Origin of the sequence: Methylobacterium ajmalii (assembly GCF_036448855.1) — a bacterium.
Classification (GTDB): Bacteria; Pseudomonadota; Alphaproteobacteria; order Rhizobiales; family Beijerinckiaceae; genus Methylobacterium; species Methylobacterium ajmalii.
This window is the reverse complement of the sequence record NZ_JAZFXT010000052.1, coordinates 95,759-115,533: the sequence shown is the minus strand read 5'-3', so window position 1 is coordinate 115,533 and position 19,775 is coordinate 95,759. Positions and strand designations below refer to the sequence as shown.

The following is a 19,775-nucleotide window of genomic DNA, read 5'->3' as shown; positions in this document are numbered from 1 at the left end:
CGTGCCAGCTTTAACCGCTTGGCCGGCTGCGCTCGCCCGACCGGCTCCGCCGGCCAAGCTACCCGTGGTGGAAAGGCCCACGGTTCACTAACATTCCACTCGGGCCACCCCGTGGGGGCTGATCAGTGACCCGGCAGAAGCTGATGCTCGCTTCGGTCTCCAGATTGGAGGCCGTCGGAGCCGGGGCCGGAGGTGAAACCTTGTGACAGGCAGACCGGGGTTGGGCTGTCGGCCTTTACTCACCGCTTCCCGCCATCCAGGCGGCCAACGCGGACGGATGCCTACTCTCCGGACCCTTGGAGTAGGCGATCGTGTGGAGGTTCGGGGCTACCCGGTCCTCGCTCCTGAGCAAATCGGAAGTCCGAGTCGCCCTTGTATGCCGATGCCCTTCGGCGATTGACCCGGAGGCCTCATGTTCGCCTGGTTAGCGTCAGAGGCGCGGAGCCCATAAGGGGCTGGCGTTACACACATCCACTCCACAACGTAATTACAACATTATATTACAACACCGCACATAGTTCTGTAACAGGGCATTGCTGCAATATGCTTCATTTTTCATAGAGATGCGATAAGTTGACCTCGATATTAATTTTATTGACCGCCGCGTGCAGCTGGCGGAGAGAGATCCGTTTAGTGTAGCGCGCAGTCTCGCCGACTGTCGTATGACCAGTCACTCGATCGACGATTAGCGCCTGCACATCTGCTTCGAGCATAAGCGCAGTAGATGTGTGCCGATAACTATGGAAAACAAGCTTTTCCCGGTCTAGCCCTACCTCTCTCCGATATCGAGTGAACCATTTTGCAAAAGCATGGCCCAAACGTCCGTCAGCTCCCCCGGGCTTCAGCTCAGGAAATAGGCGCTTTTCGCCCTGCTTACGGAGAACGGCCACACGTTTGAGCAATCCAATACGGATAATTTCATCGTGTACAGGAACCCGGCGAATTGCCGTAGTGTTTTTGAGCATACGGCCTTCGCTTCGATTCAGCTCAAAGAACCAAATTCCTTCCTGTAATTTTATATTATCGAGGCTGAGCTGACAGATTTCCTCCTGCCGCATTCCAGAAAAGACTGCGATCAGAGGAAGCCAGAATTTTTCGTCACGTATTATGTTTGGGCCTGGCTCGGTGCGTTGCATTTCCGAGGCACACCCGGACCAGATCGGAGAACGAAAGAATTTGGAGAGTTCGTCCAACTCCCACTGGTCGCGCTGCTCTTCAGCCCTCTTACCGGCACCGAAACGAAACCCAAGAAAGATGTTATCACTCACTTCCCCCTTCGCCTGAGCTGTAACCCAGAACGTAGAGAGAGCCGAAAAGTGCCGCTTGATCGTTTTAGCCGTTATGGGCTTCTCGCATTCTGAAGCAGGCTTCTGACTGTAACATTCGATAATTTGATCGACGCGCATTCCTCGGTAAATAGCAGCCTTACCATAGTCTGAGGGAAGAAGCTGGATTTTTTCCTTAAATAGACCAGCCTCCTTGCGACTGTATTCATCCAAGGAGCGATCACCGCAAACATCGATAAAAAGCCGGAATGTAGCCCTCGCCTGGGCGGCGGACTGACGCTCCCATGCACCACCAGCAATTTGACTTGTCAGAAAAGGCTCAACAAGCGTGGAAAGCGGTGGCGTCTTCTCTTTCGAAGATTTTTCTGAACCAGTTGCCACTTCCACTGCTACGGGTGTCGGAGATGGAGTAGGGCCAGGCGCCTGTGCTAACGGGGCCGGATCTAACACCTGCCGGAGCAGCTTGTCCCTGGGCTCATAGTTGAAATCACCCGCATAGCGGGCCTGCAATGCCTCAGCTATATCCACACCCGCGCGCAGGACCGCCTGACGAGCGTGCTGCCAGTCCTCAACTGTTAGACTAGCACAGTCAATACCCTGCTTCTTCAGCATAATTTCAGTGACAAACATAGATTCGCGGAGCCGATTAGCAGCTAACGCCTTGCGAGCCGTAGCGGCAACTTCAGCATAATAGGCGCCGCGATTTTCAGCCATTTCGTCGTCAAGCGGGGGTAGACGCAAGCGAACTTCATTCTCCCGTTCCAGGACGGTCGAATAAAAATCCTGTACGAGGCGGGCGACCTGAATGTCCGTCAGCATGGGCGTCGCTCGCACAACGCCAAAAAGGCGCTCTGACGCGACATATAGCGTGGATGCATGCAGCTTGGCAGTCACACGGTCCACAGGACCAAGGCTGCGAGTGAGTTCGCGTCGTCCGATCCGATCGCGGAGATCGCCAGGGACGACACGTCGAAAATGCAGCACCCGGCCGCGACGAACAATGTTGGGAGGAGAGGTTGCCACGCTGCATGCCTACCGCCCAGAGGCGGACTTTGTAGCAGCGGATTGTAGCAACAGGCTCAATCCGCAGGGCGGCTGAGCGGTAAACTCTTCATTCAGAAGGGCTTAGGATCGTGGTTGGCTGGGGGACGTGGATTCGAACCACGACTAACGGAGTCAGAGTCCGCTGTTCTACCGTTAAACTATCCCCCAACGAGGCGGCGGCTGCTTCGGGTCCAGAGGAGCGTTCCGTCTGTCCGGGCTGGCCGGTCACCGCCTGCGGTGCGATGCTGATAGGCTGGTTCGCCGGACCGGTCAAGGCCTTCTTGCGCGTGTCGTCCAGCCAGGGCGACGGCCCGAGGATGGGGAGGGGAGAGGGGTACGGCCAGCAAGGTCTCGGCCGGTCCGGATGCGGGCGCGATCGCGTCACGATCGGGGGCCGAACGGTGACGGGGCGGTCGCGGTCGGACAATACGCAGGGCGATCACGGACGCGACCGTAGCCCGACCGGTCGCGGGCGGTCGTTGACCGGTCCCGGTTCGGAGGAGGGCGGCCGCGATACACAACTTTTCCTTGGAGGCTGCGGAGTTTCACTTGATGACTGCGCGTTTCGCCCGATATGCCTGGACGACTCGGACGATGCCGGGTTGCTCAGATCGGGGTGGAAGCTCGTGTCGGACGTCAACCTGGAGCAGCAGACTGAATTCGTCGGCCTCGCGGCCGACATCGTCTCGTCCTATGTGGCGAACAACAATCTTCAGGTGGCGGAACTGCCGGCTCTGATCGCCTCGGTGCACGCGTCGCTGACGGCGCTCGGCCGGCCGGCCGAGGCGCCGGTCGAGGAGACGCGGGTCACGCCGGCGCAGATCCGCAAGTCGGTCACTCCCGACCATCTGATGAGCTTCATCGACGGCAAGCCCTACCGCTCTCTCAAGCGCCACCTCACCTCGCAGGGCATGACGCCCGCCGAGTACCGCCAGAAGTTCGGTTTGCCGCACGACTATCCGATGGTCGCGGCGAGCTACGCCGCCCAGCGCTCGGCCCTGGCCAAGAGCCTGGGCCTCGGGCAGCGGCGCCGCGACGCCGCGGCGGCCGCCCGGGAGGAGGCCGTGCAGGACACCGCGCAGGAGGCGCCCCAGGCCGAGGCCGCCGTCGAGGCGGCGCCGGAGAAGCCCGTCCGCCGCCGGTCGCGCAAGGCGGCCGAGTAGGATGGAGCTCGCCAATCCCTGGCGTCAGCCGCGGGGGCGGCGGCTGCCGTCGCGCGAGCGGATGCTGCTGCTCCTGACCGGGACCGCGATCGGGGCGGTCGGCATCGTGCTGTCGGGCGCCGAGCTGCTGGGGCATTGGCTCGGATGACCGGTCGGCCGCACCGGCACGCGGGCGTGGCCGGCCTCGTCCTCGCAGGCCTGGCTTTGGCAGGGGCGCCCGCCGCGGCGCGGGAGACGGGCGCTGCGCCCGCCGCCGCGACCATCCGGGCCTGCACCGGCAAGGCGCTGCCCGAGTACCGGAAGGGCGCCTGCCTCGACGACGCCGCCAAGGCGCTGCGCGAGCGGCTCGCGGCCGCCGTCGAGCGCAAGCTCGCCGCCATCGCGGCGGTCGCCACCCGTACGCCGAGCCCCGGGAGCCTCGCCGGCCGCGAGGATGCGGAGAACTGGCGCAAGGCGTTCCAGGCGGCGCAGGCCGCCTGGGAGGAGTATTTCCGGCGCCACTGCGACAGTCTCTACGACTTCGACTACCATGGCGGCTCCGCGGCGGGGACGCTCGCCTCGGAATGCAAGATCCGGCTGCTCGCCGCCCGGATCGACGAGATCGGGGACGGGGCTGCGCGCCGCGACGGAGCACGCCGATGACGGCACCGCTGACCTTCGAGGACGATGTCGAGGCGCGGCTGGGCGCCCTCGAGCTGATCGTCGCCGCGCTGCTGCGCGAGCGCATCGCCCGAGACCCGGACGCCCGTGAGGCGGTGCTGGAGGAGGTCCGGCGCGAGGCGCGGGTGCCGGTTCCGCCGACCCCGAAGACCGAGGCGGCCCTCGCCAAGGCGCTCGCCCTCGCGGAGATCATCTTGGCGCCCTGACGGCCGCTCGTTCGGCGCCCTGACGGGCGTAGTTCGGCGTCCCGCCAGACACGGGTCGGCGCCTCCCCCGACCCGTCGGTCCGGACGGACGAAGGGCCGGTCCTTTCGGGCCGGCCCTTCTTTCTGTGTGCCATCGCGCCGGGCAAGACCGCCCGCTCGCGCGGGCGGTTTAGGCGTCAGTAGCCGTAGCCGTAGGACACGCAGGTCCCGTAGGCGTCGTCGTAATACGCGTAGGGACCGCAGCCCGCGTAGGAAACGCCGTAGCCGCCGCCGTAACCGCCGTAATAGCCGACGTTCGAGAGCCCGTAGCCGAGCCCGAGACCCAGGCCGACCCCGGCGAGGCCGTAGCCCAGGCCGCGCCCGTAGCCGCCGCGATAGCCGTAGCCGCGATACCCGCCATAACCGCCGCGGTATCCGCCGAACCCGACGCCCCGGTAGCCGCCGCGGTAACCGCCGAGGCCGCCCCGGTAGCCGGCTCCGAGGCCGACGCCCCGGTACCCACCGCCGAAACCCGCGCCCCTGTAGCCGCCGCCGAGCGCGCCGCCGCGGAACCCAGCCCCGCCGAAGCCGCCCCGGAAACCACCGCCGCCGAAGCCGCCGCCGCCAAACCCACCACCGTGGAAGCCGCCGCCGCCGCCGAAGCCGCCTCCCCGGAAGCCGCCGCGGGCATCGGCCCCGGCGGTGGACAGGGCGAGGGCGCCGGCCGCGAGGGCGGATGCGAGAACGAGATGCCTCATGGCACCACCTCCTGATCGTGAAGAAAGGGTTTCCTTCAGGGCCGGACAACGTCGGGCCGCTGGGGCGGTTCGAAGCCCTTTCGTCGCGCCTCGCCGGCTCGCGGGTTCGTGACCCGGCCGGGACCGCCCCGGGGACGGCGCCCCGGACCGCAGCGCCGCGCCGGGATCCGCCCTCTATCCCCGATGCGTGACCCGTGGCTCGCTCAAGGAGGGCCAGGGCTGGGCCGCCTCGAAGGCGCGCGAGGCCGCGAGCACCCGGGCATCGGCCCCCATCGGCCCGACGATCTGCAGGCCGACCGGCAGGCCTGCTTCCGTCAGCCCGCAGGGCACGCTCGCCGCCGGCTGGCCGGTGAGGTTGAACGGGTAGGAGAATGGCGTCCAGTTCAGCCAGTCGTCGCCGAAGGCGCCGCCCGGCGGCGTCAGGTTGTCGGCCGTGAAGGCCGGGGTGGCGAGGGCGGGGGTCAGGAGCAGGTCGTAGGTTTGATGGAACCGCGCCATCGCGGTGAACAGGGCGCCCCGGGCGTTGAGGGCGGCGACGAAATCCGGCGCCGAGATCTGCCGTCCGCGCTCGGCCGCCGCCCGCAGGGCCGGCTCGACGAGGCTGCGCTGGTCCTCGGGGATTCCCCGCAGCACGCACCAGGCCCCGACGAGCCAGATGCCGTTGAGGGTCTCGACCGGGTCGGCGAAGCCCGGATCGGCCTCCTCCACGGTGGCGCCGAGATCCGCGAAGGCCTTGGCCGCCGCCTCGGTCAGCCGCGCCACCTCGGGGTCGATGCCGGTGGCGTAGCCGAGGCGCGGGCTCCAGGCGATCCGCAGGCCCCGCACCCCGTCCTCGAGGCCGGCGAGGTAGTCCGGCGGTTCGGCGAGCGCGGCCGCCATGTCGCGGAAATCGGGACGACTGATCGCCTGCATCATCAGGGCGGAATCGCGCACGCCCCGGGTCATCGGGCCGAGATGCGCCACCGGCCCGAACGGCGAGGGCGGGAAGGCCGGCACCCGGCCGAAGCTGGGTTTCAGCCCGTAGATGCCGCAGAAGGCCGCCGGGATGCGGATCGAGCCGGCCCCGTCGGTGCCGATATGCAGGAGCCCGAGGTTGAGCGCCGCCGCCGCGGCGGCCCCGGCCGAGGAGCCGCCGGTGGTCTTCTGCGTGTCCCAGGGGTTGCGGGTCGGGCCGGTATGGGTCGAGTCGCCGAGCCCCTTCCAGCCGAATTCCGGCATCGTGGTCTTGGCGAGCGGGATGGCGCCGGCCTCGATCAGGCGGTCGACGATCGGGGCGTTCTCGGTCGCCGGAGCGTCCGAGGTGGTGAGCGAGCCGCGCCGCATCGGATGGCCGGCCCAGGCGATGTTGTCCTTGACCGTGAAGGTGAGGCCGTCGAGGGGGCCGCGGGGCTCGCCCTTGGCCCAGCGCGCCGCGGAGGCGGTGGCCGCCGCCAGGGCGCCGTCGCGGTCGACGAGCACGAAGGCGTCGAGGTCCGGTCCGTGGCGGTCGATGCGGTCGAGGGCGTCGGCCACCACCTCCCGGGGCGACAGGGTGCGGTCGCGGTAGGCGTGCAGCGTGGCGGTGCCGTCGAGGTCGCGGATCTCGGTCATCGAATCTCCCTTCGATCGCGTCACGCTGCCGGGTAGGTGCGCCCCTTCCAGGTGGCCACCCCCGCCCGGCGCGGGCGCAGGAGCGCGTTCCATTGCAAGGCCAGCGCCAACGCCACGGTGAGGGGATGGAGCGCGATCGTCCAGGGGTCTTCGCGGGTGGCAAGCGTGATCGCCGCGCGGGTGGCGAGCGACAGGGCGAGCGCGGCGGCGGCGAGCGGCAGGCTGCCGGCACCCAGCAGCGCCGCGATCACGAGCAGCAGCGGCAGGACGTGGCCGGCGCCGAGCAGCAGGGTCCAGACCGGGAGCGCCCGGGGCGTCGCCATGCCCTCGTGGGCGTTCTTCGAGAAGCCGGCCCAGGCCTGGGAAAAGTCAGTGTACATCCGGCAGGTCGCGAGGTCGGTGGCCGCCACGAGGTCGGTGGCGAGGCCGGCTCCGCGGAACAACCGGGCCAGGCGCACGCCGTCGTGCAGGCACCCGCGGATCGCCCCGTGGCCGCCGACCCGGCGATAGGCCTCGGCCTCCACCATCACGATCTGGCCGCAGGCCGCGCCGAGGCCGGGATCGGTCAACCGGCGCATCAGCGGGATCGGCAGGTAGCCAAGCAGCACGAAGTTGATCATCGGCACGGTCAGGCGCTCGCCCCAGGTGCCGGTGACCTGCCGCGGCACGCCGCTCACGAGGGCGGCATTCGCCGCCGCGCCCGCCAGCGCCGCGGCGCCGCCGGGGGCGAGGCGCACGTCGGCGTCGATGAACAGGAGGTGGCGCCCGGTCGCGGCCTGCCCGAGGACGTGGCAGGCGTGGTTCTTGCCGGTCCAGCCCGTCGGCAGGGGCGGCACCGCGATCAGGCGCAGACGCGGATCCCGCGCGGCGATCTCGGCGACGATCGCCGCCGTCGCGTCGGTCGAGTGGTCGTCGGCGACGATCACCTCGATCGGGACGCCGGTGCCGGCGAGCGCCGCCTCCAGGGTCGGGCGGATGTTGGCGGCCTCGTTGCGGGCCGGGATCAGGATCGACACGAGGCCGTCCGGCGCCGGCGCTTCCGAACGCCGGCGCAGGGCCAGGAGATTCGTCATCGCGAGGCCGGCCGGCAGCAACGCCAGGGCCAGGGCGAGGACGTCCAGGGCGAGGCAGGCCAGGATCGTCACGGCGCCCGGCCCTCGCGATGGCCGGCGACGAAGCGGCGCCCGGTCAGCATCGCCGTCAGCCGGTGCCAGGCGTCGTAGACGCCGCCGACGCCGCGCCGCCCGTCGACGAGCGGGGTGAAGCGGGCGGGATCGCGGCTGCGCACGTCGGCGCCGAGGCGGTCGAGGGTCGCGGTCAGGTCGGCCTCCAGGCGGGCGAGGCGCTCCGGGCGGGACAGGGCGAGGAGGTCGCGGGCTGGCACCGCCGGCCCGAAGGCGGCGCAGGCTTCCGCCCCGCGCTCCTCCCAGAAGGCGTAGTCGAGGGCGAGCGGCACCACCAGGGCGTCGGGGGCCAGCTCGGGCAGCCGCGCGACGCCGGGGCGCAATCCCAGCGGCCGCTCGCGCACGTCGCTGAAGCGCCCTTGCGCGGTGATCCACATGACGCGCCCCGGCCGCTCCAGGATCTTCCGCGACGCGGCCATGAAGGCGGCCGCACCGCGAGGCGAATCGAGGTCGACCCCGAAGGCGCCCATGCGGGAGAAGATCCGGTAGCGGGCGAGCATCGCGGCGTCGAACGGCGCGTAGCTCTCGGCCTCCGGATAGAAGCGCTGGGCGAGCAGGATGATGATCGCCGCGTCCCACCAGGCCGGGTGGTTGCAGTAGATCACCACCGGCCCGGAGGCGGGGAGCGCCGGCGCCGCCCCCCAGCCGGCGATGCGCACGGCATTGAGATGGCGCCGGGCGTAGCGGGCGAAGTACACGCCCATGAAGCCCCAGACGGCGGGGGAGCGGGCGGCGACCGGATCGGGCGGCAGACCGCGCCCGGACGGGCGGGCCCGCCCGCTCACGAGGCCGCCTTCAGGTCCTCGGCGGTACCCCGCGCGTCCTGGTCGAGGGCGTCGGCGGCGATCCAGCCCGACATCATCACCATCGGCATGCCCGGCCCCGGATGGGCGGCGCCACCCGCGAGGTAGAGGCCCTGCACCTCCCGCGAGCGGTTGCCGGGCTTGAACGCCCCCATGATCCGGCCGTGGGAGGCCAGCCCGTAGATCGCGCCGTTCAGCACCTTGTAGCGCGAATGGATGTCCGCCGGGGTCAGGTGGCGCTCGACGACGATGCGGTCCTCGATGTCCGGCATGCCGGCGGTGCGCTTCAGCTTGTCGAGGATCTTCTGCCGGTAAGCCGGCAGCATCTGCGACCAGTCATGGTGCGGGCGGAGGTACGGCGTGTGGACCAGCACGTAGAGCGCCTCGCCGCCCTCGGGCGCGACCGACGGGTCGGTGACGCTGGGTGCCGCGAGATAGGCGGTCGGGTCCGGCGCCGGTTCGCCCTTGCGGTAGATCGCGTCGAACTCCTCCTCGGGGTCGCGCGAGAACACGAAGTCGTGGTGGGCGAGGTGGTCGTAGCGCTTGTTGAGGCCGAGATACAGCACCACGCCCGAGCAGGCCGGCTCGAAGCTGCGCTTCTCGTAAGAGCGCCCGACCTCGCCGCCGACGAGCTCGCGGTAGGTGCGCACCGCGTCCATGTTCGAGATCACGCGGTCGTACGGCACCACGCCGCCGCCGACCCGCACGCCCTTGACGGCGCCGTTCTCGATCGCGACGCCCTCGACGTCGCTGTTGGGCTTCAGGGTCGCGCCGAGGTCGCCGGCGAGCTTCATCAGCCCCTCGGCCACCGCCCGGGTGCCGCCCATCGGGTACCAGACGCCGTCGGCGGTCTGCATGTGGGCGATGGCGCAGAGCACAGCCGGCGCGCCGTAGGGCGAGGAGCCGACATACTGCACGAAGTGGTCGAGCATCTGGGCGAGGCGGGCGTCGCGCACCTTGCCCCGGATGGTGCCGGCGACCGAGGCGTGCATGCGCAGCGAGAGCACGTCGCGCAGGGTGCCGGGATTGAGGTTGGCGCGGATGTCGATCGTGTCGAACAGGTCCTGCACCGGCTTCCAGAAGAAGAATTTTTCCGAGACGCCGTGCAGGTGCTCGGAGAGAGCCAGGAAGCGCTTGTAACCCTCGCCGGCCTTCTGGCCGGGGGCGAAGCGGTCCATCTCCGCCGCCATCGTGGCGACGTTCTCCATCAGGTCGATGCGGCTGCCGTCGTCGAAGAAGCAGCGCCATTGCGGATCGAGCCGGCGCAGGTCCATGTAGTCGTGCACCGAGCGGCCCGACTCGGCGAAGATCCGCTCGAGCACCCGGGGCACCGTCAGGATCGTCGGCCCCATGTCGAACCGGAAGCCGCCCTCGTGCAGGACCGCGGCCTTTCCGCCGATCCAGGCGTTCTTGTCGTAGAGGGTGACGTCGTGCCCGCGCGAGGCGGCCACGCAGGCCGCCGCCAGACCGCCCAACCCGCCGCCGACCACCGCGACCGAGGACCCCGCCATCACGTTTCTCCCGAGCGGGCGAGAGCGCCCGTTCCCGACAAGCTAGGCCCGGGGAGAGGCGGGTCAACGCGCGGGCCTCGGCGCAAGTTGCCGCGCCGGAGGCATGCCGTTCGGTCAGGGACCCCGGGACAACCGGGCGGGTTGACCCGCCAGAAGCGGCCCTGCGGCCGCACCGGAGCCCCGCCGCCATGATGACCGTTCTTCATAAGACGCCCCTCGTCCTCGCCGGCCTCCTCGGCCTCACCCTCGCCGGCCCGGCTTTCGCCCAGCAGGCCCTCGACATTACGGTGAGCCCGCGCGCCGCGCCGGCCGACCCGCTCTCGACCGGCAGCGTCCGGCCGCTGCGCCCGAACCCGAACGTGACGCCGAGCAACCCGATGGGCGTCGTCGGCTTCGACGGTCCGCCCGGCGGCACCACCAGCGTGATCGGCGACGATGGACCGCTGCCCCCCGGCTCGCCCGCCGCGACCCCGGATGCGCCCTTCGCCCGGCCGTGAGGCGAACGGCTCGGACACCCTTGGCGAGGTCGACCGGCCCGCGACGTTTTCGCCGGGGATCCGGTTGACTCGCCACGCCGCCGCCGGGTAAGTCACGCGCCTCCGCACGGGCGGTGCTCCGCATCGCCCGGCGTCGGCGTTCGCCCAGGGTGGTCTCCATCCCGGACGGGCGCCGCGAGCCCGTTTTTCCATCCGCGCCCGGGCGTTCCGGCGCACCGACGTGAGACCAGACCGATGAAGATCCGCAACTCGCTGAAGTCGCTCCGCGGCCGGCACCGTGACAACCAGCTCGTGCGCCGCAAGGGCCGGGTCTACGTCATCAACAAGACCCAGAAGCGCTACAAGGCCCGCCAGGGCTGAGGCGTGGGTGGCCTGCTGCGGGAGATACCGCGGCAAGCCATCGCGTTGACGGGACCGCACCGGCGCCGGACAGTGCCGGCATGCGCCGTCTCTCTCTCTCGATCTGCATGACGGCCGGCCTCCTCGGAGCGCCGGCCTTCTGCGTTCTGGCGACCGCCCCCGCCGCGACGGCGGCCCCGGAGGCGTCCCGCAAGGATGCGCCCAAGGAGGCCCCGAGGGCGCCCGTCACCCTCGACGACCTCTTCGCCCGGCTGAAGGCGGCCAAGGACGACGGCGAGGCCCGCGGCGTCGCCCAGCTGATCGAGCGCCGCCTCGACCGCTCCGGCAGCGACACCGTCGACCTGCTGGCGAGCCGCGCCGCGGAGGCGATGCAGGCCAAGGACTATCCCCTCGCCGTCGAGCTCCTCGACCGGGTGACGGTGCTGGAGCCCGGCTGGGCCGAGGGCTGGAGCCGGCGCGCCACCGCCTTCTTCCTGCTCGAGGACCAGGCGAGCGCGCTCGCCGACCTGCACCGCACCCTCAGCCTGGAGCCGCGCCACTTCGAGGCCTGGGCGGCGCTCGCCCACATCTACATGGCGAGCGACGACAAGGGCCGGGCGCTCGCCGCGTTCCGCCGCGCCGAGGCGATCTATCCCCGCATGGGCAAGGTCCACGAGGCGATCGAGCGCCTCGCCCCCGACGTCGACGGCCGCGACCTGTGACCGACCGGCCGCCGCGCCGGTCCAGAGGACGGATCTCCCGCGTGCTGACCCTGATCGCCGGCCTCGTCGCCGGCACCGTGCTGGCGCTCGTCGCCGCGGGCCTGCTGGCGACCTGGATCATCACCCTCGTGGTCGAGGCGCGCTATCCCCCGGCGGGCCGCCGGGTTGCGGTCGAGGGCGGGCACCTCGCGGTCATCGAGGCCGGCCCGGGCGAGGGCGCGCCGAGCCGCGGCACGGTGGTGCTGCTGCACGGGGCGTCCGCCAACGCCATGGACCCGATGCTGGCGATCGGCCGGCGACTCGCCGGCGACGGCTTCCGGGTGCTCTCCTTCGACCGGCCCGGCTTCGGCTACAGCGACCGCATCGCCCCGGACGCCGCCTCGCCGGCGGTGCAGGCCCGGCTGATCGCCGAGGCGCTTGCGGCGATGAAGGTCGGCCCGGCCCTGGTCGTCGGCCATTCCTGGTCCGGCGCGCTCGCCACCGCACTCGCCCTCGACTTTCCCGAGCGCGTCGCCGGCCTGGCCCTGCTCGCCCCCGTGAGCCATCCCTGGCCCGGCGGCTCGGTCGGGGGCTACGCCGCCTGGTACCGCTCGCTGCCCGGGCGGATGCTGCTGAACCTCGCCACCTACACGGTCGCGGCGCCGCTGGGCTTCGCCACCCTCGACCGCTTCGCCGAGGTGGTGTTTCGCCCGCAGGGGCTGCCCGTGGGCTACCTCGACGGGGCGAGGGTGCCGCTGATCCTGCGCCCCTCGACCTTCGCGGCGAATCTTCGCGACCTCGACGGGCTCTACGCCTTCCTGGAGCGTCAGAGCCCGCGCTACCCCGCCATCACCGCCCCGACCGTGATCGTCGCGGGCGACATCGACCCGGTGGTGAAGACCGACATCCACGCGAGAGCGCTCGCCCGCGAGGTGCCCGGCGCCCGGCTCGTGGTGCTGCCGGGTGTCGGCCACATGCTGCAATACATCGCCGCCGACACGGTGGTGGCGGAGATCGAGGCCCTGGCGGCGCGCGAGCGGGTGGGGGCGGACTAGAGCATTTTCCGACGAAGTGGAAACCGGTTCGTCGGAGAAAATGCGACAAAACAAATGCTTAGAGAGCTTCGCGATTGCAACGCGATCGTGAAGCTCTCTAGCCCCCGATCCCGTCGCGGCTCTTCGCGCGCGGCCCGGTCACGCCTTCGCGGCGTGCTCCGGCGTCACGGTGGCGATCCGCACGAGGTTCGTCGCCCCCGGGGTGCCGAAGGGCAGGCCCGCCACCACGATCACCCGGTCGCCGATGCCGGCGAAGTTCTCCCGCACCGCGAACTTGCAGGCGCGGAACGACATGTCGTCGATGTCGCTGGCGTCGTTGGTGACGATCGGGTGGGTGCCCCAGGCGAGCGCGAGGCGCCGCGCCGTCTCGCGCTTCGGGGTCAGCGCGATCACCGTCGCGTCGGGCCGGGCGCGGGCGAGACGGAGCGCCGTCGAGCCGGAGGCGGTCCAGGCCATCACGGCCTTGAGCCCGAGCGTGTCGGCGATCTGGTGGGCGGCCGCCGCGATGGCGTCGGAGGCGGTCGATTCCGGCTGGTTGCGCTGGGCCGCGATGATCGACCAGTAGATTCCGTCGCGCTCGACCTGCTGGGCGATGCGGTCCATGGTCGAGACCGCCTCGATCGGAAACGCGCCCGACGCGCTCTCGGCCGAGAGCATCACCGCATCCGCCCCCTCGTAGACCGCGGTCGCCACGTCCGAGACCTCGGCCCGGGTCGGTACGGGAGCGGAGATCATCGATTCGAGCATCTGCGTCGCCACCACCACCGGCTTGCCGAGGCGGCGCGCGCCGCGGGTGATGCGCTTCTGCACGCCCGGCACCTGCTCGAGCGGCATCTCGACCCCGAGGTCGCCGCGGGCGACCATCAGCCCGTCGGCCACCGCCATGATCGCGTCGAGGGCCGTCACCGCCTGCGGCTTCTCGATCTTGGCCATCACCAGGGCGCGGCCCTGCGCCACCGCCTTGACCTCGGCCACGTCCTCGGGCCGCTGCACGAACGACACCGCGATCCAGTCGGCGCCCGCAGCCAGCCCGGCCTCGAGGTCGAGGCGGTCCTTCTCGGTCATCGCCGCGACGGGAATCGTGGTGTCGGGGAGCGACACGCCCTTGCGGTTCGAGATCTTTCCGCCGGTGACCACCCGGGTCACCGCCCGGCCGGGCGCGACCTCGGTGACGACGAGGCGCAGCTTGCCGTCGTCGACGATCACCGCGTGGCCGGGCTCCAGGGCCGACAGGATCTCGGGATGGGGCAGGTGGACCCGGGTCGCGTCGCCAGGCGTCGGGTCGTCGTCGAGGACGAAGTCCTGGCCGTTCTCGATCATCGCCGCGTCGGCGGCGAAGCGGCCGACCCGGAGCTTGGGGCCCTGGAGATCGACCAGCACGGCGATCGGCCGCTTCAGCTTCTGCTCGATGCTCCGGATCGTCGCCACCCGTTCGCTCAGCCGCTCGCGCGGCAGGTGGCTCATGTTGATGCGAAACACGTCGGCGCCGGCGGCGAACAGCGCCTCGATCACCGCCGGGTCCTCGGAGGCCGGGCCGAGGGTCGCGACGATCTTGGTGCGGCGGGCGCGCTTCATGGGTGTGTCGTCCGAGGGTGTGCGATGGGCGGAGGGTGGACCGTACGGAAAGCCGGTCGGTGGCCTCGGGTCAATTGGCGATTTTGGGTCGGGGGCAAGGGGCGGGCGGCCTAGCGGAACCGTGCGGAGACGAAGCACGACCGACGCGCACGGAGCGTGAGCGAACCGTCGACGGTGCCCGGCCAGCGCCAGAACGTGCCCTGGAGCCCTTCGCCCAAGCCGGGTTTTCGTATACACTCAGACGATGCTGTTCAGCTACGACGAGCCGAAGCGGCAGGCAAACCTGGCAAAGCACGGCTTCGACTTCGCGGAGTTCGAGGAGGCATTCGATTTCGACCGCTACGCCGTCCTGCCGGCCAAGCCCAGCCCCACCGGCCGCACCCGGCACAAGCTGGTCGGCACGTGGTACGGCGTGACCGTTGTCGTGGCGATCGTCTCTCCGCTCGGCTCGGAGGCGATCGACATCGTCAGCATCCGTCACGCCGCCCGTAAGGAAAGAGCCATCTATGACGCGCTCTAGGCACGCTCCAGGCTACGTCCCGAATCCGAATTATTCCCAGGAAGATTGGGACGAGGTGTCCGATAACCCGCCTCTGACGGACGAGGAACTGTCCCGGCTTCGGCTCGGGCCGGAAGGACTGCCTCCGGATCTCGCGGCTGCCTTCAGAAATCGCGGCGGACGCCCGAAGGCCGACGCGAAGCGCGTTCCGATCTCGCTACGCGTCGATGCCGAGGTGCTGGCCGCGTTCAAGGCGACGGGGCCGGGCTGGCAGACCCGGATGAACGAGGCGCTGGCAAAGGCGGCGCGCAAGTTGCGGGCGGCGTGAGGGCCGGCGATTCGATCTGAGGTTCCGCCGCGCCTTCGAACCGATCACTGGCTGGTGGTGGCCGGCGGGCCGCACGCGATGGCGCTACGGACGCCTCGGGGGCTGAAGTGACGGAACTCGGGATCTACGTCTACGTGGCGCTTTCCATGGTCGTCCTCGCCACGGGCTACGGCGCGATGCGTCTCGACGAGCGCGAGACGAGGCAGGGTCACGGCAAGCGATGAGACGCGGTACGGTCCGCGTTCCGTGAATGCCGCCAAGCCCCGCCCCCGATCTCGCAAGCCGCCTCTCACGGCCCCGCCCGCCCAGGATCGGTGAGCTGTATCGTCCAGCTCTTCTGCTCCCCCGTATCGACCTCGAAGAAGCCGTTGCGGTCGTAGCCGCGGGCCAGGCAATCCTCGACGCCCCGGATGGTGAACTCGCGGTCGCGGGTGCACATCAGCGAGCGGCCGCTCCACTCGCCGCCGCGGTCGTAGTCGACCGCGAAGACGTAGTAGTAGCGGGCGGCGAGCGCGCCCTTGAGCAGGGTCTCGCAGCCCTTGGCCGAGAGGTTCCACCAGCCCTCCGTCACCCAGCCGCCGGAATCCCGGTAGCCGAGCGCGATGCCGATGCGGCTGCCGGTCATGTTGCACATCCGCAGGTCCGCCCGCGCCGGCCCGGCGCCCATCAGGGCGAGGAGCGGGAGCGAGAGCAGCGCGGCGCGGCGGAGGGAGGGGAGGTCAGCCAACCAGGATGATGCGGAGGTCATTGACGTTGGTGCGGGTGGGCCCGGGGCGGACGAGGTCGCCGATCCGGTCGAAGAACGGGGTCGAGTCGTTCTCTCCCAAGCTCGCCCGCGCGTCGAGCCCCGCCGCCGCCGCACGGGCCAGCGTCGTTGGATCGATCATCGCACCGGCCGGGTCGGTCGCCTCGCCGCGGCCGCCGTCGGTGCCGTCGGTATCGGCCGAGAGCGCCGCGATGCCGGGGGCGCCGTCGAGGGCGAGCGCCAGCGCCAGCGCGTATTCCTGGTTCGGCCCGCCCTGGCCCTCGCCCCGGATCGTCACGGTCAATTCGCCGCCGGAGATCAGCGCCACCTTGCGGCCCGCAGCCGCCATCTCGCGGGCGAGGGCGGCATGCGCCGCCGCGACCTCGCGGGCCTCGCCCTCGAGGTCGGCCCCGAGCAGCACCGGCTCGTAGCCGGCCGCTTGCGCCGCCGCGGCGGCGGCCTCGATGGCCTCGACCGGCCGGGCGATGATCCGGAACTCGCTGCGGGCGAAGGCAGGGTCGCCGGGCTTCGGGCTCTCGTTGGCGGGGTCGTTCAGCAGCGCCTCGGCGGAAGCGGGCAGGGGGATGCCGCGGCGGGCGCAGATCGCCCGCGCGTCGGCGAGCGTCGTCGGGTCCGGCACCGTCGGGCCCGAGGCGATCACCGCGGGGTCGTCCCGGGGCACGTCGGAGATCGCCAGCGTCAGGATGCGGCCGGCGTTGCGGGCGGCTCCCGCCAGGCGCCCGCCCTTGATCCGCGAGAGGTGCTTGCGCACGCAGTTGATCTCGTCGATCGCCGCTCCCGAGCGCAGGAGCGCCCGGGTGATGCCCTGCTTCTCGGAGAGCGTCAGGTCGCCCGCCGGCGCGATCCAGTTGGCCGAGCCGCCGCCGGAGAGGAGCACCAGCACGAGGTCGTCGGGACCGGCGGAAGCCGCGAGGTCCAGCGCCCGTTGCGTCGCCGCGATGCCGGCCTGGTCCGGCACCGGGTGGCCGGCCTCCACCACCTCGATCACCCCGGCCGGCTCGCCGTAGCCGTGGCGGGCCACCGCCAGCCCGGCGATGCGGGCCGGGTCGACCCCGTGCGCCCGGTAGTGCCGCTCGGCGAGCGCCGCCATGCTGGCCCCGGCCTTGCCGGCGCCGAGGATCACCAGCCGCCCGGCCGGCACGGGGGGCAGATGCGGCACCAGGCAGCCGCGCGGATGGGCGGCGGTCACGCCCGCGTCGAGCAGGCGCAGCAGCAGGGCGCGGGTCTCCGCGTCGGGGGTCTCCGAGGGGGAGGCGTCTCGGTGGGAGGCATCGGTCACGGGGGGCGGCTCCTCTCTGGGCGGCGATCACGCCGGGCTGTCGGTCACGGTTCGAACCGGCTTCGTACCGGTCTCGTTCTCGTCTGTTAGGGTGAGGTCGTCCGGGCGCGCCGCGGCCGCGCGACCGCGATCCCGGCCAGGATCAGGCCGCCGCCGAGCCCCTGCAGGGGGCCGAGCGCCTCGCCGAGCACGAGCCAGGCCAGGAGCGCGGCGGCGATCGCCTCGAGGAAGATCACCAGCGAGGAGAAGCCCGCCGGCAGGCGCCCGAGCGCCACCGAGAGCAGCCCCTGGCCGCCGGCATGGCTGATCAGCGCGAGCGCCAGGAGGCCGGCGGCGGCCCCCGGGGAGCGCGGCAGGACCGGCCGGGTCTCGAGGAGCGCGACCGCGCCGAGGAGCACGAGCGCGGTGACGCAGGAGGCCACGAAGGTGACGCGGGCGGCGCCCATTCCCCGGGCGCGGGCGCGCTCCACCGTGAGGAAGTAGAGGGCGAAGAAGAGCGCGGTGATCACCCCGTCCCGGTCGCCGGCGAGGCGGCTCGGATCGACCTGGACCGACTGCCCGACCAGGGCGGCTCCGCCGAGGAGGCACAGCGCCAGGCCGGCGAGCGTGCGCCCGGCGGGCCGGCGGCGCAGGCCGATCCAGGCGAACAGCACCACGAAGACCGGCGCCGTGGTGGCGAAGAAGGTGGCGTTGGCCACCGTGGTGCCGAGGATCGCGAGGTGCCAGAACAGGAGGTCGCCCGAGAAGGCGAGCCCGGCGAGCAGCGCCGAGGGGGTGATGCCGCGGCGCAGGTGCGGCGCCCGCGCCTCCTCCCAGCGCATCCAGCCCCACAGCACCGGCAGCGCCAGGGCGACGCGCCAGAACGCGCTGGCGAACGGCCCGACCTCCGGGCTGACCACCCGCACCAGGACCGGCGACAGGCCCATCGCCACCGCGCCGGCGACGAGGGCGGCGAGCGCCGGGCCGAGATCGGCGGTAGCCGGCGGGCCGGCGGCCGGGGCGCCGGCGGCGAGGTCGGGCAGGGGGGTGCGGGACATCGGCGGGCCTTCGCGCAGCGCGCTCCCGGAGCGGGGGAATCGTCGGTCGCGTCCGTCACTATGGCATGTCGCGCCCGGCGTCACCGTGGCGCACCGATGGAGGCCGCCCCGCCATTTGGGTATGGAGGACGGCCGGATCCCGCCGCGCGCCCTCGGGCGCGGCCGGGCTCCTCCCTCGTCTCCCCCCAAAAAGACCGATCGCCCGGATGACCGCCGCTCCTTCCCCCCGCCACCCGCCCCAGCCCGTCGAGACGGTTCCCGGCGATCCCGGGTGCGGCCTGCTGCTCCTGTGCGACCACGCCTCGAACGCGGTACCGCCGGACCTCGACAACCTCGGCGTCGCCGCGCCGCATTTCGAGCGGCACATCGCCTACGACATCGGGGCGGCGGCGGTGACGCGCGCGCTCGCCCGGCGTCTCGGGGCGCCGGCCCTGCTCACCACCTTCTCGCGCCTGATCATCGATCCCAATCGCGGCCGCACCGACCCGACCCTGGTGATGCGCCTCTCCGACGGGGCGATCGTCCCGGGCAACGCGCGGATCGGGCCCGACGGCGTCGCCGAGCGGCTGGCGCGCTTCTACGACCCCTACGACCACGCCATCGACGCCGCGGTGGCGGCCGCGATGGAGGCCGGCGCGCCGCCCGCCATCGTGACGGTGCACAGCTTCACCCCGGCCTGGCGCGGGGTGGCGCGGCCCTGGCAGGTCGGCATCCTGTGGGACCGGGACGACCGCCTCGCCGGCCCGCTGATCGCAGGGTTGCGCGCCGACCCGGCCGGGTTCACGGTCGGCGACAACCAGCCCTACGGCGGCGGCCTGCCGGGCGACACGATCGACCGCCACGCCATGGCCCGGGGCCTGCCCAACGCCCTGATCGAGATCCGCCAGGACCTGATCGGCGACGCGGCCGGGGCGGAGGACTGGGCCGCGCGTTTCGCCGCCCTGCTGGGGCCGTTGGTCGCCCGCGCTTGACCGGACGGGCGCACGCCCCGACTTCCCGTTCGCACTGGCCGAGAGGAACTTCCGATGGACGGCATCGACGACACCACGCGCACCGAGCTCGAGGCCGCGGTCTTCCGCCGCCTGGTCTCGCACCTGCAGGGGCGCACCGACGTGCAGAACATCGACCTGATGAATCTGGCGGGCTTCTGCCGCAACTGCCTGTCGAACTGGCTGAAAGACGCTGCCGACGCCCGCGGCCTGGCCCTCACCAAGGACCAGAGCCGCGAGCACGTCTACGGCATGCCCTACGACGAGTGGAAGGCGCGTCACCAGAACGAGGCGACCCCCGAGCAGGCGGCGGCCTTCGCGGCGCGGGCGGAGAAGCACTGAAAACTTCCGCCGGCGCCGGGGGGAGGGCGAGGCGCTCCGGAGCCTCGCCCGGCCCCGGTCGCGCAAGAACTCGGTAAGGTTGCGCATCTATCAAGATCCGGGAAGGCGTGCCGCGAAGGCCGCCATCCGTCAGTGGGTTGGGGTGCCTGATGGCCGCGTCCGCCCGCGGCGGCACCGGACCCGT

22 protein-coding genes and 1 tRNA gene are annotated in these 19,775 nt (G+C 71.2%); 12 read left to right on the top strand and 11 right to left on the bottom strand.

From position 1 onward, the window contains the following. Positions 1 to 548 precede the first annotated feature (548 nt). Both V3T34_RS21710 and V3T34_RS21705 read right to left on the bottom strand, forming a co-directional pair. The gene (locus V3T34_RS21710) at positions 549 to 2,309 is read right to left on the bottom strand and encodes a site-specific integrase (protein ID WP_331369286.1); all 1,761 of its coding nucleotides are present in this window, start codon (positions 2,307 to 2,309) and stop codon (positions 549 to 551) included. Between the two features lie 115 nt (positions 2,310 to 2,424). After that, positions 2,425 to 2,498: transfer RNA gene (locus tag V3T34_RS21705), tRNA-Gln, on the bottom strand. 458 nt (positions 2,499 to 2,956) lie between these two features. On the opposite strand from V3T34_RS21705, the gene V3T34_RS21700 reads away from it, so the two are divergent. Genes V3T34_RS21700 through V3T34_RS21685 form a run of 4 tightly spaced genes read left to right on the top strand, consistent with a single transcriptional unit; the run spans position 2,957 to position 4,359 of the window. Further along, positions 2,957 to 3,493 carry a Ros/MucR family transcriptional regulator gene (locus tag V3T34_RS21700; RefSeq protein WP_305079441.1) on the top strand — a complete coding sequence of 179 codons (537 nt, stop codon included), beginning with the start codon at positions 2,957 to 2,959 and terminating at the stop codon, positions 3,491 to 3,493. 1 nt (position 3,494) lies between these two features. Then, positions 3,495 to 3,641 (top strand): hypothetical protein, encoded by a 147-nt coding sequence (locus tag V3T34_RS21695; RefSeq protein WP_167543900.1) that lies wholly within the window; start codon positions 3,495 to 3,497, stop codon positions 3,639 to 3,641. After that, the gene (locus V3T34_RS21690) at positions 3,638 to 4,135 is read left to right on the top strand and encodes a lysozyme inhibitor LprI family protein (RefSeq protein ID WP_305079440.1); all 498 of its coding nucleotides are present in this window, start codon (positions 3,638 to 3,640) and stop codon (positions 4,133 to 4,135) included. Before V3T34_RS21695 ends, V3T34_RS21690 begins: the two co-directional genes overlap by 4 nt. Further along, positions 4,132 to 4,359, top strand: a complete 228-nt coding sequence (locus V3T34_RS21685) for a hypothetical protein (RefSeq protein WP_060846191.1) — start codon at positions 4,132 to 4,134, stop codon at positions 4,357 to 4,359. The genes V3T34_RS21690 and V3T34_RS21685 overlap by 4 nt, the downstream gene beginning before the upstream one ends. Before the next feature lie 176 nt (positions 4,360 to 4,535). Here the strand turns inward: V3T34_RS21685 and V3T34_RS21680 are convergent, their stop codons facing one another. From V3T34_RS21680 to V3T34_RS21660, 5 genes are all read right to left on the bottom strand, one after another. Continuing rightward, entirely contained in the window at positions 4,536 to 5,096 is a 561-nt protein-coding gene (locus V3T34_RS21680; protein WP_305079439.1) for a hypothetical protein, read from the bottom strand. A gap of 174 nt (positions 5,097 to 5,270) precedes the next feature. Next, on the bottom strand, positions 5,271 to 6,686 hold the full coding sequence (locus V3T34_RS21675) for an amidase (protein WP_305079438.1): 1,416 nt from the start codon (positions 6,684 to 6,686) through the stop codon (positions 5,271 to 5,273). A gap of 20 nt (positions 6,687 to 6,706) precedes the next feature. Further along, positions 6,707 to 7,759 (bottom strand): glycosyltransferase family 2 protein, encoded by a 1,053-nt coding sequence (locus V3T34_RS21670; RefSeq protein WP_082742743.1) that lies wholly within the window; start codon positions 7,757 to 7,759, stop codon positions 6,707 to 6,709. A gap of 68 nt (positions 7,760 to 7,827) precedes the next feature. Next, positions 7,828 to 8,574 (bottom strand): lysophospholipid acyltransferase family protein, encoded by a 747-nt coding sequence (locus V3T34_RS21665; RefSeq protein WP_305079443.1) that lies wholly within the window; start codon positions 8,572 to 8,574, stop codon positions 7,828 to 7,830. Positions 8,575 to 8,651: 77 nt separating this feature from the next. Further along, positions 8,652 to 10,184, bottom strand: coding sequence for a phytoene desaturase family protein (locus tag V3T34_RS21660; protein WP_407942749.1), 1,533 nt, complete (start codon positions 10,182 to 10,184; stop codon positions 8,652 to 8,654). Between the two features lie 188 nt (positions 10,185 to 10,372). Here V3T34_RS21660 and V3T34_RS21655 point away from each other — a divergent pair, with 188 nt between their 5' ends. From V3T34_RS21655 to V3T34_RS21640, 4 genes are all read left to right on the top strand, one after another. Then, a complete protein-coding gene (locus tag V3T34_RS21655; RefSeq protein WP_305079436.1) occupies positions 10,373 to 10,681 on the top strand; it encodes a hypothetical protein in 309 nt (102 codons plus the stop codon). Between the two features lie 234 nt (positions 10,682 to 10,915). Next, positions 10,916 to 11,041: a type B 50S ribosomal protein L36 gene (gene ykgO / locus V3T34_RS21650; RefSeq protein ID WP_012334921.1), complete on the top strand. Its 126-nt coding sequence runs from the start codon at positions 10,916 to 10,918 to the stop codon at positions 11,039 to 11,041. A gap of 80 nt (positions 11,042 to 11,121) precedes the next feature. Then, on the top strand, positions 11,122 to 11,742 hold the full coding sequence (locus tag V3T34_RS21645; protein WP_305079435.1) for a tetratricopeptide repeat protein: 621 nt from the start codon (positions 11,122 to 11,124) through the stop codon (positions 11,740 to 11,742). A 41-nt stretch (positions 11,743 to 11,783) separates the two neighbouring features. Then, positions 11,784 to 12,776 carry an alpha/beta fold hydrolase gene (locus V3T34_RS21640; RefSeq protein WP_305079434.1) on the top strand — a complete coding sequence of 331 codons (993 nt, stop codon included), beginning with the start codon at positions 11,784 to 11,786 and terminating at the stop codon, positions 12,774 to 12,776. A 138-nt stretch (positions 12,777 to 12,914) separates the two neighbouring features. On the opposite strand, the gene pyk is transcribed toward V3T34_RS21640, so the two are convergent. Next, the gene (gene pyk / locus V3T34_RS21635) at positions 12,915 to 14,351 is read right to left on the bottom strand and encodes a pyruvate kinase (protein ID WP_060846183.1); all 1,437 of its coding nucleotides are present in this window, start codon (positions 14,349 to 14,351) and stop codon (positions 12,915 to 12,917) included. Positions 14,352 to 14,595: 244 nt separating this feature from the next. Between pyk and V3T34_RS21630 the strand changes: the two genes are divergently transcribed. Next, complete coding sequence (locus V3T34_RS21630) at positions 14,596 to 14,871, top strand: BrnT family toxin (RefSeq protein WP_091886842.1); 276 nt, start codon at positions 14,596 to 14,598, stop codon at positions 14,869 to 14,871. Between the two features lie 55 nt (positions 14,872 to 14,926). After that, the gene (locus V3T34_RS21625) at positions 14,927 to 15,178 is read left to right on the top strand and encodes a BrnA antitoxin family protein (protein WP_060846181.1); all 252 of its coding nucleotides are present in this window, start codon (positions 14,927 to 14,929) and stop codon (positions 15,176 to 15,178) included. Positions 15,179 to 15,467: 289 nt separating this feature from the next. Here V3T34_RS21625 and V3T34_RS21620 read toward each other — a convergent pair whose 3' ends face one another. The 3 genes from V3T34_RS21620 to V3T34_RS21610 all read right to left on the bottom strand — a co-directional run bounded on the left by V3T34_RS21620 (position 15,468) and on the right by V3T34_RS21610 (position 18,260). After that, positions 15,468 to 15,926 (bottom strand): DUF1036 domain-containing protein, encoded by a 459-nt coding sequence (locus tag V3T34_RS21620; protein WP_407942748.1) that lies wholly within the window; start codon positions 15,924 to 15,926, stop codon positions 15,468 to 15,470. Further along, entirely contained in the window at positions 15,898 to 17,223 is a 1,326-nt protein-coding gene (locus V3T34_RS21615) for a glycerate kinase type-2 family protein (protein ID WP_305079433.1), read from the bottom strand. Before V3T34_RS21615 ends, V3T34_RS21620 begins: the two co-directional genes overlap by 29 nt. Positions 17,224 to 17,309: 86 nt before the next feature. Next, positions 17,310 to 18,260, bottom strand: a complete 951-nt coding sequence (locus V3T34_RS21610) for a DMT family transporter (RefSeq protein WP_091886851.1) — start codon at positions 18,258 to 18,260, stop codon at positions 17,310 to 17,312. A 206-nt stretch (positions 18,261 to 18,466) separates the two neighbouring features. Between V3T34_RS21610 and V3T34_RS21605 the strand changes: the two genes are divergently transcribed. Both V3T34_RS21605 and V3T34_RS21600 read left to right on the top strand, forming a co-directional pair. After that, complete coding sequence (locus V3T34_RS21605) at positions 18,467 to 19,231, top strand: N-formylglutamate amidohydrolase (protein ID WP_060846178.1); 765 nt, start codon at positions 18,467 to 18,469, stop codon at positions 19,229 to 19,231. A 54-nt stretch (positions 19,232 to 19,285) separates the two neighbouring features. Beyond that, positions 19,286 to 19,591 (top strand): DUF1244 domain-containing protein, encoded by a 306-nt coding sequence (locus tag V3T34_RS21600; protein WP_048429439.1) that lies wholly within the window; start codon positions 19,286 to 19,288, stop codon positions 19,589 to 19,591. The last annotated feature ends 184 nt before the right edge of the window (positions 19,592 to 19,775 follow it).

What these genes read in the sequence shown, in the direction of transcription:
- V3T34_RS21695 (WP_167543900.1), top strand. Translation starts at nt 3,495, where the DNA reads ATGGAGCTCGCCAATCCCTGGCGTCAGCCGCGGGGGCGGCGGCTGCCG.
- V3T34_RS21690 (WP_305079440.1), top strand. Translation starts at nt 3,638, where the DNA reads ATGACCGGTCGGCCGCACCGGCACGCGGGCGTGGCCGGCCTCGTCCTC.
- V3T34_RS21685 (WP_060846191.1), top strand. Translation starts at nt 4,132, where the DNA reads ATGACGGCACCGCTGACCTTCGAGGACGATGTCGAGGCGCGGCTGGGC.
- V3T34_RS21680 (WP_305079439.1), bottom strand. Translation starts at nt 5,096, where the DNA reads ATGAGGCATCTCGTTCTCGCATCCGCCCTCGCGGCCGGCGCCCTCGCC.
- V3T34_RS21675 (WP_305079438.1), bottom strand. Translation starts at nt 6,686, where the DNA reads ATGACCGAGATCCGCGACCTCGACGGCACCGCCACGCTGCACGCCTAC.
- V3T34_RS21670 (WP_082742743.1), bottom strand. Translation starts at nt 7,759, where the DNA reads ATGACGAATCTCCTGGCCCTGCGCCGGCGTTCGGAAGCGCCGGCGCCG.
- V3T34_RS21665 (WP_305079443.1), bottom strand. Translation starts at nt 8,574, where the DNA reads ATGGGCGTGTACTTCGCCCGCTACGCCCGGCGCCATCTCAATGCCGTG.
- V3T34_RS21660 (WP_407942749.1), bottom strand. Translation starts at nt 10,184, where the DNA reads ATGGCGGGGTCCTCGGTCGCGGTGGTCGGCGGCGGGTTGGGCGGTCTG.
- V3T34_RS21655 (WP_305079436.1), top strand. Translation starts at nt 10,373, where the DNA reads ATGATGACCGTTCTTCATAAGACGCCCCTCGTCCTCGCCGGCCTCCTC.
- ykgO (WP_012334921.1), top strand. Translation starts at nt 10,916, where the DNA reads ATGAAGATCCGCAACTCGCTGAAGTCGCTCCGCGGCCGGCACCGTGAC.
- V3T34_RS21645 (WP_305079435.1), top strand. Translation starts at nt 11,122, where the DNA reads ATGCGCCGTCTCTCTCTCTCGATCTGCATGACGGCCGGCCTCCTCGGA.
- pyk (WP_060846183.1), bottom strand. Translation starts at nt 14,351, where the DNA reads ATGAAGCGCGCCCGCCGCACCAAGATCGTCGCGACCCTCGGCCCGGCC.
- V3T34_RS21630 (WP_091886842.1), top strand. Translation starts at nt 14,596, where the DNA reads ATGCTGTTCAGCTACGACGAGCCGAAGCGGCAGGCAAACCTGGCAAAG.
- V3T34_RS21620 (WP_407942748.1), bottom strand. Translation starts at nt 15,926, where the DNA reads ATGACCTCCGCATCATCCTGGTTGGCTGACCTCCCCTCCCTCCGCCGC.
- V3T34_RS21610 (WP_091886851.1), bottom strand. Translation starts at nt 18,260, where the DNA reads ATGTCCCGCACCCCCCTGCCCGACCTCGCCGCCGGCGCCCCGGCCGCC.
- V3T34_RS21605 (WP_060846178.1), top strand. Translation starts at nt 18,467, where the DNA reads ATGACCGCCGCTCCTTCCCCCCGCCACCCGCCCCAGCCCGTCGAGACG.
- V3T34_RS21600 (WP_048429439.1), top strand. Translation starts at nt 19,286, where the DNA reads ATGGACGGCATCGACGACACCACGCGCACCGAGCTCGAGGCCGCGGTC.